The following is a 14,958-nucleotide window of genomic DNA, read 5'->3' as shown; positions in this document are numbered from 1 at the left end:
ATGAAGATCGCTTTTCGTTTTGAGGCCCGCTCTGATACGGGTCTGAAACGCTCGAAGAATGATGACTCCGGCTACGGTGGTCGTTTCCTTGCTGTGGTTGCTGATGGTATGGGCGGTCACGTGGGCGGCGATGTTGCGTCGGCTACGACGGTTTTGAATTTGACTCCACTTGACCATCCTGACTTTGAGGATGGTACCGGTAGCGTTTATCTGGCTGATGAGATTCAGAGCGCGAACCTGATTATTAATGAGCTGGCAGCTAATGACCCTCAGCTGGCGGGTATGGGTACAACCTGTACTGCTCTGCTGATTGATGGTGATTGCATTGAGTTCGCCCATATTGGTGATTCGCGTGCGTATCGTCTGCGTTCGGGTGCTGACGGCGAGTTTGAGCAGATTTCTACTGACCATACATTTGTGCAGCGTCTGCTCAATGAGGGTCGTATTACCCCGCAGGAGGCGGAGAACCACCCTCATAAGAACGTGATTATGCGCGTTCTGGGTGATGTTGACGCGTCCCCTGAGCTGGAGTTGAAGACTCTGGACGCTGTTCCAGGCGAGCGCTGGGTGCTCTCTTCAGACGGTTTGGATGCTGTGGTGTCCCTGTCGGAGATTGAGCAGGTGATGCGTTCTACCGATGACCTGTCTGAGATTGCTGACATTCTGATTGCGATGACGTTAGAGCGCGGCGCTCCGGATAACGTCACGGTTGTGTCTCTGCAGGTGATTGACCGTGAGGTTCTGCCGGTGGATGAGCCGGTGGGTCCTTCGAGCCTGCCTGAGTCTGCTCTGCCTGATTCGATTGTGGTGGAGCAGGAAGTTAGCACGAACACTCAGAAGCTTCCCGAGGCAGCTACCACGGTTGAGGCTACTGAAGCCCTTTTGAGCGCAGGCAATGACGATGACTCAGATGATTTTCTTCCCCGCTCATTGCATCGTTTCCGTCGTGCTCGTGACTTCTCTGGAACCCTGTTGCACAGTGGTTCTGGGGCCGTACGTCACTATATCGGCACGTACGATAATGCCGTGGATGCGGCTCTTACGAATGCTGCGATTTTGCGTAGCGAGTTGGGTTCCCGCCCGCATCAGCTGGTTGGTGCCGCTTCGGTGGCTACTGAGACCGGCATGATTCCGGCGGTTACTTCTCGTACCCTGGAGCATCGTGCGACGGTGGCTCAGCGTGTGCCGTTGAAGGTCGAGTCTGATGAGGCGACCCTGCCAGATGAGCTGGAGGAATTGATCGCTGAGGATACTGTGGAGCATTCTCGCCCGCGGTCTTGGTCGATTCGCCTGTTCATTACCCTGCTGATTGCCGCTATTTTGACGCTAGCTGCGTGGACCGGTCTGCGCTATGTGGAGCGTAGCTACTATGTGGGTGAGAGTGATGGCACGGTTGCGGTGTACAACGGTATTCCGCACGCATTGGGTCCGATTCGTCTTTCTCACGTGGTGGAGAATACTGATATTCAGACGAGTGAGCTAAGTGATCATACTCGTTCTTTGTTACGTAATGCAATTACGGCCAAGGACCTGGAGGATGCACATCAGATTGTGACTCGTTTGAAGACTCAGGCGGACCAGTCTCGTGAGAAAGCGGAGCAGGCTGTTGCTTCCGCTTCTGCGTCTATGTCGCCGTCTGCTTCTGTGGTGGTTCCGAGCACCAATCCGACTTCCGCGGCTCCTGTAGCACCTGAGCAGGCTTCTGAGCAGGCCGCTGAAGGTGGTGTGTCTAATGGCTAAGTTCTCGTTCCGTCGTGAGTCGGATGTGCCTCGGGCACGCCGTTTTACGGAGCTTTTCCTACTGGTTTTGGCGGTGGGTGTTGGCTCTTTCGGTATGTACCTGATTGATCCGGAGCACGCTTTTGATACATCAAAGAGCCAGTGGCTGCCGTGCACGGTGGTGCTGGGTACTGGTGCTCTTCTGATTCACCTGGTCATGCAGTTCCGCGCGCGTTATGCTGATCCGTTTATTCTGCCGCTGGTGGTGGCTCTGAACGGTATCGGTTTGACCATGATTTATCGTCTGGATCCGCAGATCGCGGCTCCGGTGGGTGATGGTCAGCTGATGTGGACCGGCGTGTCTATGGTGCTGTGCGCGATTATTGTGTTCGTGCTCAGAGATTACCGCGTGTTGCGTAAGGTCACGTATACCTCGCTGGTGCTGTCGATGATTCTGCTCATCATGCCGTTGGTTCCGGGTCTGGGTATGGAGCTCAACGGTGCTCGTATTTGGATCCATATCGGTAACCGCACGTTCCAGCCGGGTGAGGTTGCGAAGATTACGCTGGCGATTTTCTTCGCCGGATATTTAGCTACGCACCGTGACCTGATTCTGGTGGCGGGCCGCCGCATCGGTCCTATCAATCTGCCGCGTCTGCGTGATTTGGCGCCGGTGTTCTTGGCGTGGATAGTGAGCCTGGGTGTTCTGGTGTTCCAAAAGGACCTTGGTTCGGCCATCATGTTCTTTGGCTTGTTCATGGCGATGTTGTACCTGTCGACCGGTCGTATTTCGTGGCTGGTGATTGCGGGTATCGGTATGGCTGTGGGTGGCTATTTTGCATACCACTATGTCTCGCATGTGCACGCTCGTATTTATGCGTGGGTCCACGCTTTTGATCCAGAGATTTACCAGGCGTCTCCTGGTGGTTCGGGTCAGATTCTGCAGGGCGTTTTTGGTCTGGCTTATGGCGGTCTTTTTGGCCGCGGTTGGGGTCAGGGCCGAGCGAACCTCGTCCCGTACGCTAACTCAGACATGATTATTTCCTCCTTGGGTGAGGAGCTGGGCTTGGTGGGTCTGGGCGCCATCCTGATGATGTTCATGCTCTTGGTTTCGCGTGGTTACCGCGCAGCGTTGGGTACTCGTGATGGTTTCGGTAAGCTGCTGGCTGCTGGCCTGTCCACAGTTATGGTTCTGCAGCTGTTCGTGGTGATTGGCGGCGTGACTCGCTTGATCCCGCTGACTGGTCTGACAACTCCGTTTATGTCAGCCGGTGGCTCCTCGTTGGTGGCTAACTGGATAATTGTGGCGCTATGGTTGTCTATTTCTCATAGTGCCCGCGCACCTCACCTGGTGGCTGGTTATGATGCTCCGCAGGGTATTGACCATGCGGACACTAGCTACGAGCCGGAGGGTGCTACTAGCGTTCTGGCGCGTATTACGGCTAAGGATTCTGGAGGTGAGAAGAATGGATAGGGCTATTCGCCGCATGTGGATGTCTGCCGCGTGCGTGTTTGTTCTGCTGATGGGTACCCTCAGCTATATTCAGTTCTTCGATTCGAAGACTCTGATGAATAATCAGTGGAATTCTCGAGCGCTCTACGACAATTACGGTTCGGCACGCGGTTCGATCGTGGTTGATGGTACGGAGATTGCTTCGTCGGTGAAATCCGACGATGAGTACAACTACCAGCGTGTGTATAACCACCCGCTTAAGTATGCGGCTCTGACGGGTTATTTCTCCACGATTTATGGCGCGACGGGCCTGGAAGCTGCACTGGATAAGGAACTTGCCGGCACGAGCGACAGCCAGTTCTATGACCGTGTGGCGCAGCTGTTTAGTGGTTCTTCTACGCAGGGCGCTAGCGTGGAGCTGACGATTAATTCGAAGCTTCAAGATATTGCGTATAGCGCTCTGCAGGGCCGTAAGGGCGCTGTGGTGGCAATGAACCCGAAGACCGGTGAGATTCTGGCGATGGCTTCTTCGCCGTCCTATAATCCGAATCTTCTGTCGGCTCATACGAGCTCTTCGGTTTTGGCGAATTATCAGGCACTGACTTCTGATGAGGACAGCCCCCTGTTTAACCGTGCGATTGCGGGTAACACCTATTCGCCGGGTTCGCCCTTCAAGATTATTGATGCGGTGGCGGCGCTGGAGTCCGGCAAGTACAACGCATCTTCGGTCATTGCGAACCCCGCGCAGTTGCCGCTGCCGGGCACGAACATTACCCTGCCGAACTATACGGGCGGTCAGTGTTCGACCCGCACTCAGGCGACGATTGAGTGGGCTTTGGCTCAGTCCTGCAATACGCCGTTTGCGCAGATTGCGATGGACCTGGGTCAGGAGCGTATCGCGAAGACCGCTGAGAATTTTGGTTACGGCCAGGATTTGAAGATTCCTTTGACGGTTTCTAAATCGTCTTTCCCGTCGAATCTGACGCAGAGCCAGCTGGCTCAGTCAGCGATTGGTCAGTACGACGTGAAGACCACTCCGTTGCAGGTGGCGATGACTTCTGCGGCGATTGCGAATGGCGGCGTGCAGATGAAGCCGAACCTGATTCGTTCGGTGAAGACCAGCAACCTGAGCACTTTGCAGGAGTTCTCTCCTGAGAAGCTGCGTACGTCCACTAGCCCTGAAATTGCTAACCAGGTGAAGCAGTGGATGGTGAATGCGGTTGATAATGGTATTGCACGTAATGCTGGTGTCTCCGGTGTGAAGGTGGCGGGTAAGACCGGTACCGCGGAGACTACGGCAGGTTTGAATAATTCTTGGTTTACCGGTTTCGCGCCGGCTGATGATCCTCAGATTGCGATTGCTGTGGTCTACGAGGATATTGACGTGGCGACCGGTGCCCAACTGGCAACCAGTACTAGTAAGCAACTCTTTGAGGCGGTGTTGAACAAGTGAGGCCTGCGGCTGATATCACTTTGGGCGGGCGCTACACCCTAACCGAACGTATCGCAATTGGCGGTATGGGTGAGGTGTGGAAAGCTCGCGACAAGGTGCTTGGACGCATCGTTGCGGTCAAGATCCTCAAGGAGGAGTACACCGGTGACCCGGGCTTCTTGGAGCGTTTCCGCGCTGAGGCCCGTAATACGGCGCTATTGAACCACCCCGGCGTAGCGAATGTTTTCGACTACGGTGAGGAGGACAACTCTGCGTACCTGGTCATGGAGCTGGTGCCGGGGAACCCGCTCTCTAGCATCATCGAGCATGAGACTACTCTGCCGCCTGATCGTATTCTGAACTTCATTGCTCAGACTGCTCGTGCGCTGGCTGCGGCTCATTCGCAGGGCCTGGTGCATCGTGACGTAAAGCCCGGTAACCTTATCATCACTCCGGATAATCGTGTGAAGGTGACCGATTTCGGTATTGCTCGTCTGGCTAATCAGGTGCCGTTGACGGCTACCGGCCAGGTAATGGGTACCGCCCAGTATTTGGCACCGGAGCAGGCGACCGGTCAGGCAGCTACCCCCTCTTCGGATATGTACTCGTTGGGCATTATTGGTTATGAGTGCCTGGTGGGTCGCCGTCCGTTTACGGGTGAGTCGCAGATTGCGATTGCGTTGGCTCAGGTGAATGATCCGCCGCCGCCGCTTCCGGAGACCATCCCGGGTCCTGCTCGTGCACTGATTATGTGTCTTTTGGCGAAGGACCCGGCTCAGCGTCCTAAGGATGCGACCGCTCTGGCGTCTGCAGTCGATGCGATTCGTCGCCGCGACCTGAAGGCTGCGGTGAAGGCTGTTCCTTCTCTGGCTCAGTTCTTGGCTGAGGAGAACGCTGATGACGCTACTATCGCAATGACCGCTATGGATGTTGCGGCTGAACCGATTAGCGCTTCTTCTACTCCGCGTTTCGGTTCTGGCGGTCGTTTCTCGCCGGAGCCGACGACGGCGCCAATTCCTCGTACGAGTGAGCAGACGATGCGCCCCATGTCTGGTCGTGTGAAGTCTACTCCTGCTCCTGCAGCGAAGCGTGGTCCGAACGTGTGGATGTGGGTTGCTCTGCTGCTGGCAATTGTGCTGATTATTGGTGGTATTTGGACGGTCCTTTCTTCTAATAATGGTGGCGGTTCGACTGATTCGGTTCCGAGCGCTTCTTCGTCTGTTGTTCCGACGAACACGGGTACCGTTTCTACGGTGGAGCCAACTGATTCTGCTTCTGCCTCTGGCGCAAAGCAGAAGGTGACTGTCAATGCGATTAACTATGAGGGTCGCGAACTGCAGGATGCGGTGAACGAGCTGAAGAATCTGGGTTTGTCTCCCAAGACTGAGGGCATTGAGTCGACTCAGCCGGAGAACACGGTGATTTCGGTTTCTCCGACGGGTACTTTGGATCAGGGTAATAGCGTGACTGTTCGCTATTCGACCGGTCCGAAGTCGGTGACTTTGCCGTCGAACCTTGAGGGTAAGAACGTGGATGAGGCATCGAAGGCTGTTGCTGCTTTGGGTGTGAATGTTTCTCTGCATTATGAGAATTCGGACACTGCAGCTCCCGGTACGGTGCTTCGTACTACCCCGTCGTCTGGCACCAAGGTTACGGTTGGTAGTAATGTAGACATGTATGTGGCCTCTTCCAGCTCGGGTAGGGGATCTAGTGCAAGCGCTTCGGCTTCACGGTCTGCGTCGGCTTCTGCGTCGGCGCGTTAGCCCCTACATTTTGATTTAGTTTTAGTCTTAGTGATCCAGGAGAACTTATGGACCTGTCGGTTCCCGACACGGTTGATAACCGTTACAAGGTACTCGAGGTAATCGGTACCGGTGCAATGGCAACCGTTTATGCTGCTGAGGATACTCGCCTCGGCCGCAAGGTTGCGCTTAAAATTCTGCGCCCGGAGCAGGCCCAGGACGATACGTTCCGCGCACGCTTTAAGCGTGAGGCGGAGGCGGTGGCGTCTCTGAACAATCCTGCGATTGTTGCTGTCTATGACACCGGTTCGTATAACCCCTCTCAGGATGGTAAGGAGTCTGCTTCTTCGGAAGAGGGCCCCGCTATTCCTTATATTGTGATGGAGTACGTGGAGGGTCATACGCTGCGTTCCATCCTGTCCCGTGGCGGTCACCCGCCGGTCCGTGATGCTTTGGGTTATTCCGAGCAGTTGCTGGGTGCTTTACAGTACAGCCACTCAATGGGCATTATTCACCGCGATATTAAGCCCGCAAATATAATGGTGCTGGACCGCACTAGCGAGGATATCGCTAAGGGTCAGCCTGGCCAGATTAAGGTCATGGATTTCGGTATTTCCCGTGCCATCGAGGAGGCTGGCGAGGCCCTAACCAAGGCTAACGTGGTGATGGGTAGCGCACGCTACATGTCCCCTGAGCAGGTCAGTGGCAAGAATGTTGATGCACGCAGCGATTTGTACTCTGCTGCTTGTGTGATTTACGAGATGATTGCTGGTCATTCTCCGTTCGATGCTGAGTCGAATGTTGACCTGGCGGCTAAGCATCTCTCTGACGCTCCTGAGCCTCCGAGCAAGTTCACTCCGCTTGAGGTTCCGGCGGGTCTGGATGCCATCATTCTGAAGGGTCTGGCAAAGAACCCAGATGAGCGTTATCAGAGCGCAGCTGAGTTCGCTCAGGCTCTAGTTTCGGTTGTTCGCCCGGGTGAAGAGACCGTGGTTCAGGATGCAGCAATGACTACTGCTTTTGTTCCTTCGGCGGCTACTGCTTCCTTAGGTGAGGATTACGCCCCGTACACCACCTCGATTACTGAGGCTTCGGTGGAAGACGGCGGCCTCAACGGCTTCTTCGAGTATGAAGACGATGAGGAGCTGTACGATGATGAGGAATACGCGGAATACGATGAGTCTTCACCGCGTAAGCGTGCGTGGGTTCGTTTCCTCGTGGGTACTCTGATTGCGGCTCTGTTGGTTTTCAGCGTCGGCTCAGTGCTGTACTACCAGAACAAGCTCAATGAGGTTCCGCAGGTTTCAGTTCCGGCTGTGGTAAATGTTTCACGAGATGATGCCGAGAATCAGCTGCGTAACCTGGGCTTCGTGCTGGAGTACCGTCAGGGCTACTCGGACAACATCAAGAAGGGTGACGTTATCAGCGTTGAGCCGGGTGTTGGTTCTAAGGTTGATAAGGGCTCAACCGTTATTGTGACTGTTTCGAACGGTCCGGAGAAGGTTAAGCTACCGGGTAACCTACAAGGTCAGAGTGAGGCGTATGTCCGTAACACTCTGAAGGACCTGGGACTGGTGGATGGCCGTGTTACCACCGTGGAGAGCGCTTCTGTTCCTGCGGGTATGGTTGTGGAGCTTTCGCCGGAGAAGGGCTCGACCGATGATAAGGGTGTTCAGACCGTTGAGGCTGGTAGCACCGTAAACATCGTCCTGTCCTCCGGTAAGGTGAAGGTCCCCTCGTTGGTGGGTCTGACCAAGGACCAGGCGATTGCTGCTCTGACCGCTCAGGATGTTCTACTGAACACTAACATTGAGACTGTTCAGACTAACGAGCGTCCTGCGGGCACTGTGCTTTCGCAGAGCTCTGCAGCGGGTACTCTGGTAGCTCAGAACAGCACGGTGACGATCCGTGTGGCTGCTACTCCGACTGCTGCAGCAGCTACTCCGACTGCTGCAGCAGCAAATAACCGTCCTTCAGGTTCGGCTTCGGCGCCTGTGGCACCGACTGCTTCTGCTTCTGCTTCTGCATCTACCCGTACGATTCAGAGCAATAACGCGAACGCCAATGCGAACAACGCTAATAACACTAATGCGAATACCCGCTAAGGGGTTCTAACGACTAACCAAAAGGGGCGGCACTCCACACCAAACGGTGTGGGGTGCCGCCCCTTTTTGTATACATGGCTTCGGGTTAGGAAGTGTGTGGGGGTAAAGTTATCGCCTCCAGTTTCCCTATAGTATGTCTACTACGGGGCTTCTAGAGGCGATATAAACAGTTGAGGGCGGCTTTACTAAGCCATGAGGGGTGAGAGGCTCTTAGCGCGCTCTGCGGCTCCCTGCAGGCCGGTTTCTTCGAGCCAGTTGCCGAGCATGAGGTATCCGCTTTCGGTCAGGACCGATTCAGGATGGAACTGCACCCCGTGCATGGGGGCTTCGCGGTGGCGCAGACCCATAATGATGCCGTTGTCGGTGGTGGAGGTGGTTTCCAGGATCTCGTGCATGGTTTCGGGTACGACTGCCAGGGAGTGATAGCGGGTCGCGGTGAAGGGGTTGGGCACATCTTTGAATACGGAGACGTTCTCGTGCACGAGGCGGGAGGTCTTGCCGTGCATGAGTTCGGGAGCATGGGTAACGGTGCCACCGAATGCCTCCGCGATGGCTTGGTGGCCAAGGCATACACCCAATAGAGGTTTCTTCGCTTCAGCTGCCCAGCGAATAGTGTCAATGATAACGCCTGCTTCTGCAGGGGCGCCGGGGCCCGGGGAGACGAGCACGCCGTCGTGTTCTTCGGCGAGCTTGATGACGGCGTCAAGTTCATATTCGTCATTACGGATGACGGTGGTTTCAGCGCCGAGCTGCTGAATGTAGCCGACGAGAGTGAAGACGAAACTGTCGTAGTTGTCGATGACAAGGATGCGGGTCATGGCACGTCCTTAGCACTAATGGTTGATGGTGACGTTCAAGTTGAAGGGGCCGTACTCTGCGAAGTGGGGGAAGACGAATTCCATGAGCAGGTAGACTACGGCGAGTATCAGCACAATAGCGATGATGATGCGAACCCACAGGGGGCCGGGGAGGTGACGGAAAATCCATGCATACATCTGCTTTTCCTCTCTGTTTTTAGGATCCTGCGACGGAGGCGGCAATTTCTGCGGGCGCTCCGGCTGCGGCGGGCCGCCAGGATTCAAGGCGGGCGTGGACAATGTATCGTTCGGTGTCACCGTAGCGCGGGTGGCAGGTGGTGAGCGTCAGAAGGCGCTCGGTGGGTGCTACACCGGGCTGTCCGGGGACGGGTTCGATAACTTCTACCTGGTCGGGCTGCACGATTTCGTGGCTGTAGACGGTGTAGGTGTAGTAGCCGTCTTTGGTGCGCACGTAGATGTGGTCGCCTTCGGTGAGCAGGTCAATGTCGTTGAGGACTTTACCGCGGGTTTGGCGGTGGCCTGCGAGGGAGAAGTTGCCAATCTGTCCGGGCATGGCGCTTCCTTCGTAATGGCCGAGTCCGAGGGAGTCGAGCACGTCGGAGCTGGTGCCCTGGGTGGCGGGGCGCTGGTAGTCGGATCCGAACTTGGGGATGTAGACGATGCCGAAGACTTCACCGTGGCCGGGTTCACTCAGACCTGCGGGAGGGGTGTTGGGATCCCAGTTGGGTAGGGGTTCGGCGGGTGTGGAGTCAAATTCCTGGACGAGGGTGCTGACGGCTTGGGATTGGGTGCGGTCAGCGTCGATGTTGGTCCACCAGAGCTGCCATGCGACGAAGAGCAGTAGCAGCAAACCGACGGTGATAAGGAGTTCGCCTGTAATCTGGATAATCCAGCGCAGCACAGTGCGGGGGCGGCGCTCTGCGGTGGGTGCCGTTCCTTGGCTCATGCGTTCTCCTTTGTCCTTTGGGTTGTGTATGTTCTTGGGTGCCAAATGGCTTTCCTTATCTCTCAACGCATGGAGAAGGTGAAATCATCCCGTAAGTCTGCAAAGATAGGTATGAACATAATTTTTTAGGTTACCCATACAACAATAAGCGGAGGAAGTATGTCGACCAAGTCGGCTAAGGCATCGTCCAAAAAGAAGTCTCAGAAGTCTGCCAAGTCTGAGGTGAAGGATGCGAGCGAGCTGCGCCTGCGTGAGATTGCTCGTGAGATGGAGAGCGGTACGCAGCTGAAGGAGCAGACTCCGTTGTGGTACCGCGTGATTATGTTCTCGCTGTTGGCGGTGGGCATTCTGTGGATTATTGTTTTCTACATTACGCAGGGCCTGTTTCCGATTCCTGATATGGGTATGTGGAATGTGAGTGTTGGTGTGGGCGCCATGATGGCGAGCATGCTGATGATGACTCGCTGGCGTTAGATCTTATATAGAGGCGGCCGTCCCGTGTGGGGTAGCCGCCTCTGTATGTGTCTTGGGGTATTGAGAGTTTTATTACCCGGTTCTTATATTCTTATATAAACATATAATCTAGTCAGACTTATATTTTTAATATTTTGGGTTAAGTTTAGCATCATGAACCAAGGAACCCTTTAGTAGATTAGGTCGCCTCGTGCCGCTTCGTGGACGCGCCTGGTTACGGTCTCCATGACGGGCGAGTTGATGTTCCAGCGCTGCCAGTAGAGAGGGAATTCTACAGGGGTTGTGGCGAGCTTCACGAGGTGTCCACTTTCCAGTTCTTCGGCGCATTGCGCCTCAGGAATGAGGCCCCAGGCAATACCGGAGCTGACGGCACGTGCATAGTCCGGAGATGAGGGAATATAGATGGTGGGACTTTGGATGAAGGTTTCTTCGGCCTCCAGACCTACCTCTTTTTCAATGAGGGCTCGTGCTATATCCTGCACAAAGTCTTTACGGTCATATTCGACAACGGGGGCACGATTGAGCTCTTCGCGGCTCATGGTCTTGGGCCAACCGGGTAGATAACGCTGTACGTAGTCGGGGGTGGCAACGCACCAGTAGCGTGCCACGCCGAGGGTTTCGACGGAGCAGCCGGGGATTTTTTCGGGCTTAGAAGTGATGACTGCCATGACTTCTCCGGATCGGAGCATGGCGGATGAGTGGAATTCGCCTTCTCGTCGCAGATCACAGAAGATGCTGTCTTCGCGGCTGAGGGTTCCTACGGCGTCGATGAACCAGGTGGCGAGTGAGTCAGCGTTGACGGCAATGGAGACGCTCTGGAAGCCACCGGCACCCATGAGCTCGCGTTCCATTTCTTGCTGTAGGAATGCGCTCTGCCGGGCGATGCGTAGCACGCTTTGTCCGGCGTCGGTAGGGGTGACGGGGTTACTTCGGCGTAGCAGGACCTTTCCGGCAATCTGCTCCATAGCTTTGATGCGTTGGGAGATGGCGGAGGGGCTCACTCGCAGGATATCTGCCGCCGCGTCGAAGGTGCCGTATTCGATGACGGTGGCGAAGGTGGTGAGCTGGTCGGTACTGAAACGTGTCATAAGAATATCTTACGCAATGTGAAAATATTTAGATAGATTTAGGGTCCTTTTTCGCGTATTCTCGTCTCTGGCACTTCACACTTCCGCTAACGCACTTTATCCCTGCATCACGAGCTTTCGCCTGGCAAGCTGGTATTAGAAGGAGCCACCACCCGCAATATCCACAAAGCCCGTACCGTTTTATCGACATAGAAAGTTTCACAATGTCCACTTCCCTGTCCCTGCTGTTTCTGGGTGCTAATACCACGATTTCTTTGGTGGCGGCTATTGGCGCCCAGGGAACTTATGTGCTGCGTCAGGGTATTTTGGGGCGGCATATTACCCCGATTATTATTTTCTGCATTCTGTCGGATGCTCTGATGATTGGCTTGGGCGTTGTGGGCCTGGGCGCTCTATTGGATGCGGCGCCGTGGTTTATTGAGGTATTCCGTTATGTGGGTGCAGCATTTTTGGCGTGGTTTGGTTTTGAGGCTGGCCGCCGCGTGTTTACTCCGCACTCCATCGTGGTCGATGATGCCGAGGGTAATTCTCAGTCGTTGAAGGCGGCTATGCTGACCACGGCGGCGGTGACATATTTGAATCCGCTGGCGTGGCTGGATACAACTATTCTTTTGGGGTCACTGGCGAATGCTCAGGGCGATCCTGGCCGTTGGTGGTACTACCTGGGCTGTTGCTGCGGTAGCCTGATCTGGTTTTTTATGCTGGGGTATGGTTCGCGTCTGTTGCGTCCGCTCTTTGCGCGCCCTTCAGCGTGGCGTTTTTTGGACGGTGCGACGGCTCTTCTGATGGCGTACCTGGTGTTCAACCTGCTGACGTTGAACCTATCTACCCATTAGCTTTTACCCCCTGACCTGGTTCTTTATACTTTGCCAACCTCTTTTTTGGTGCTCTTCTCCTCTTCGAAGGGTAAGAGCACATCGTTTTTCGGCATGATGAGCAGACCCAAGTAGATATCACGAATGATCAGGATGTGCTTAATCCGCTCAATCATGGGCTTGAGGAAGCTTCGGGCGTACTTTTCGTCGCTACTGGTGGTTGCAACGAAGCTGAGCCCGGAGAACACAGCAACGATCATGGACACCTTGATAACAACGGCGTTGATATTGGTGTCTACGCTGAGGATTTTGAGGTGTTCAGGTTTGACGGTCATCCAGGATTCGATGGTGATATCGCTGATGGCGATGGATAAGAATCCCATGAAGAATCCGAAGACGAGTAGCATGAAGAGGGTCGCCTGGATAATCTGCCCAATCATGGGGATGATGATGAGGTTGCTCCAGGGCGCGATTTTGAGGGGTCGGGGTTCGAGGATTTTCTTCTCTTCGACCCAGTCTTGGGGCGGTGTTCCAGATTTCGCCTTCGAGGGCTGCGGCATGCTCGTAGTCACTGTCGCTAAAGTGTGCAATGTCCATCGTCCCTGTAGCGCCCCAGCAGGCGCGCTGTGCGCTCCAGGGAGGTCGTAACGACCACGAACATGGCGAGAGTCTCATGAGGCCCAGAACCGCCCAGGTGCGCGGGAAGCTGAGTCTGTTGGCAAGCTTCCAGAGGTCTGCGTTCACGAAGATGAAGAGTACAGACACCATGAGCACGGGCAGTACTTTCGCAATCATGGGCGGCAGAGAGGCAAGCTGGTGGATGGCGTGCTTGAGCGACCAGCCGAGTATAGTATCTACGTCCAGGAAGATGGCGAGGTAGATTCCGATAACAATAAGCGGGAAGACTTGGCCACCGTCGTATACTAAGTCGAAACCTTCAAGAGCATTGGTTTCGAAGACGCTTGTGGTGAAGAGTATTCCGGTTGCGAGTACTTTGAAAGACCCCAGGGTGGTTTGTGCCCATCGTGGGGTGCGGACCATGAGCTTGTGGGTTAGAGCGATGAGCACCCCGGAGATGACCAGCATAACGAGGAAAATCCCGCCGAGTACGATCATTGAGAGTACTTCGTTTCTGAGGGCGTTATCGCTTGTGAGAGCTTTGATGTAGTCCGGTAGGGAGCCATTCGCGTCCTCTACTAGCATGAGGAGAATGTCGCGCAGGAAGATATAGCAGATGTGCATGATGCCAGCCCACAGGATCCACGGCACGGAGCGTGGGAACGCATCGAGAGCACGTTGACATGCAGGAATGATGAGGGGTGCACCCTGTTTACGGAACCATATATTACTCTGCTTCAGCATGTCGGCCCTAGTGTAGTGCTGAGTGGTGTAATGCTGAGATTGCACCGCTTCTGCAGTGGCTTTAGCACGCAGTCGCGCCCAGATAGGGCGTGCGTCCTTCTACTGCGGGATGTTCTGGTCCTGTGTACTCATGACATACCACTCTACAGGGTGAGAGCTCTCTTTTACTCGCGAGTACCTATAGTTCTTCCTTCTGGAGTTCTGCCCCAATAAAGCGGCTATAGGCACCCATGAGTAGCACAGCTGCTTCTTCGTGTTCCTCGTAGATACCTAGCTCCTCGTCTTCACTACCCGTGTAGGTACCGCTACTAATTTCGAGCAGGGATAACAGTCCTTCTGCGGTCTCCGGGGCTAGAGCATCCAGGATGAAGCTCAGGCTTTCTTCTGATTCTTCAGCTACTCCCATGAGTCGCCCCATGTGTGTACCCGGGTAGGGTGCGATCGTGAGGACGTCTTCGTTCTCGCATTGGACAATACGTGCCACAGGAACTATATCCCCGTCTGCGGTCTCTTCGAGCAGTAGCTCAGTAGAGAGATCGATATGGCTCTCCTCGCTCTGTAGGAGCTGTCTGGGCCACCAGAGATGGATGTATTCGGTCAGCGCTGCCCAGGCTTCGTGAGGCTCCAGCGTGCTCTCTACGTAGAGGTCTGCCGTTCGTTCTTCACCGTTGTGTTGGCGCTGCTGATCGACTGGCTCTGGTGCGTGGGAAAACATGGGGTAGTGCATGGTTCTACTCTATCCCAGTGTGTCTGTGGAGAGCATTCTTTCTTGTAGACAAAGCTTCGTAGACAAGCCTCTGAGGGCACAAAAAAAGGGGCAGACCAGCATGGATCTGCCCCTTTTTTAGCTTTAGCTGTTAAAGCAAAAGAGCCCACGCAAGCGGGCTCTTTTTATTGCCTATTGAATTGTTATCCAAAAACCATACAGTGAACGCAAACAACAAACAACTTCCTGAAAAGTAAGCCTTCAGCCTATTAGTACCAGTCAACTCCACGAGTCTTCA

Annotated in this window: 13 protein-coding genes; 7 read left to right on the top strand and 6 right to left on the bottom strand. The window is 54.8% G+C overall.

All coding sequences use genetic code 11. From position 1 onward, the window contains the following. From ACUXHH_RS07350 to pknB, 5 genes are read left to right on the top strand one after another with little or no spacing between them, the layout of a single operon-like run. Positions 1–1,740, top strand: coding sequence for a PP2C family protein-serine/threonine phosphatase (locus ACUXHH_RS07350; RefSeq protein WP_279789650.1), 1,740 nt, complete (start codon positions 1–3; stop codon positions 1,738–1,740). After that, positions 1,733–3,193 carry an FtsW/RodA/SpoVE family cell cycle protein gene (locus tag ACUXHH_RS07345; RefSeq protein WP_279741613.1) on the top strand — a complete coding sequence of 487 codons (1,461 nt, stop codon included), beginning with the start codon at positions 1,733–1,735 and terminating at the stop codon, positions 3,191–3,193. The genes ACUXHH_RS07350 and ACUXHH_RS07345 overlap by 8 nt, the downstream gene beginning before the upstream one ends. Continuing rightward, positions 3,186–4,625, top strand: a complete 1,440-nt coding sequence (locus ACUXHH_RS07340) for a peptidoglycan D,D-transpeptidase FtsI family protein (RefSeq protein ID WP_458391151.1) — start codon at positions 3,186–3,188, stop codon at positions 4,623–4,625. Before ACUXHH_RS07345 ends, ACUXHH_RS07340 begins: the two co-directional genes overlap by 8 nt. Then, entirely contained in the window at positions 4,622–6,367 is a 1,746-nt protein-coding gene (locus ACUXHH_RS07335; protein WP_279789654.1) for a protein kinase domain-containing protein, read from the top strand. Before ACUXHH_RS07340 ends, ACUXHH_RS07335 begins: the two co-directional genes overlap by 4 nt. Positions 6,368–6,414: 47 nt before the next feature. Then, entirely contained in the window at positions 6,415–8,451 is a 2,037-nt protein-coding gene (gene pknB / locus ACUXHH_RS07330) for a Stk1 family PASTA domain-containing Ser/Thr kinase (RefSeq protein WP_458391150.1), read from the top strand. 185 nt (positions 8,452–8,636) lie between these two features. Here pknB and ACUXHH_RS07325 read toward each other — a convergent pair whose 3' ends face one another. Genes ACUXHH_RS07325 through ACUXHH_RS07315 form a run of 3 tightly spaced genes read right to left on the bottom strand, consistent with a single transcriptional unit; the run spans position 8,637 to position 10,215 of the window. Beyond that, entirely contained in the window at positions 8,637–9,269 is a 633-nt protein-coding gene (locus ACUXHH_RS07325) for an aminodeoxychorismate/anthranilate synthase component II (protein ID WP_279741619.1), read from the bottom strand. Positions 9,270–9,284: 15 nt separating this feature from the next. Next, positions 9,285–9,446, bottom strand: a complete 162-nt coding sequence (locus ACUXHH_RS07320; RefSeq protein WP_005507386.1) for a hypothetical protein — start codon at positions 9,444–9,446, stop codon at positions 9,285–9,287. Between the two features lie 19 nt (positions 9,447–9,465). Further along, positions 9,466–10,215: a class E sortase gene (locus ACUXHH_RS07315; protein WP_458391149.1), complete on the bottom strand. Its 750-nt coding sequence runs from the start codon at positions 10,213–10,215 to the stop codon at positions 9,466–9,468. Positions 10,216–10,374: 159 nt separating this feature from the next. Between ACUXHH_RS07315 and ACUXHH_RS07310 the strand changes: the two genes are divergently transcribed. Continuing rightward, complete coding sequence (locus ACUXHH_RS07310; RefSeq protein ID WP_371569380.1) at positions 10,375–10,689, top strand: cell division protein CrgA; 315 nt, start codon at positions 10,375–10,377, stop codon at positions 10,687–10,689. A gap of 170 nt (positions 10,690–10,859) precedes the next feature. On the opposite strand, the gene ACUXHH_RS07305 is transcribed toward ACUXHH_RS07310, so the two are convergent. Beyond that, complete coding sequence (locus ACUXHH_RS07305) at positions 10,860–11,777, bottom strand: LysR family transcriptional regulator ArgP (protein WP_458391148.1); 918 nt, start codon at positions 11,775–11,777, stop codon at positions 10,860–10,862. Positions 11,778–11,980: 203 nt separating this feature from the next. Here ACUXHH_RS07305 and ACUXHH_RS07300 point away from each other — a divergent pair, with 203 nt between their 5' ends. After that, positions 11,981–12,613, top strand: a complete 633-nt coding sequence (locus tag ACUXHH_RS07300; RefSeq protein WP_458391147.1) for a LysE/ArgO family amino acid transporter — start codon at positions 11,981–11,983, stop codon at positions 12,611–12,613. 23 nt (positions 12,614–12,636) lie between these two features. On the opposite strand, the gene ACUXHH_RS07295 is transcribed toward ACUXHH_RS07300, so the two are convergent. After that, positions 12,637–13,152 carry a hypothetical protein gene (locus ACUXHH_RS07295; protein ID WP_314079198.1) on the bottom strand — a complete coding sequence of 172 codons (516 nt, stop codon included), beginning with the start codon at positions 13,150–13,152 and terminating at the stop codon, positions 12,637–12,639. A gap of 980 nt (positions 13,153–14,132) precedes the next feature. Beyond that, complete coding sequence (locus ACUXHH_RS07290; protein ID WP_458391146.1) at positions 14,133–14,681, bottom strand: GTPase; 549 nt, start codon at positions 14,679–14,681, stop codon at positions 14,133–14,135. Between the last annotated feature and the right edge of the window lie 277 nt (positions 14,682–14,958).

The organism is Rothia sp. 110740021-2, assembly GCF_054263775.1.
This window is presented reverse-complemented; position numbering and strand designations above follow the sequence as displayed.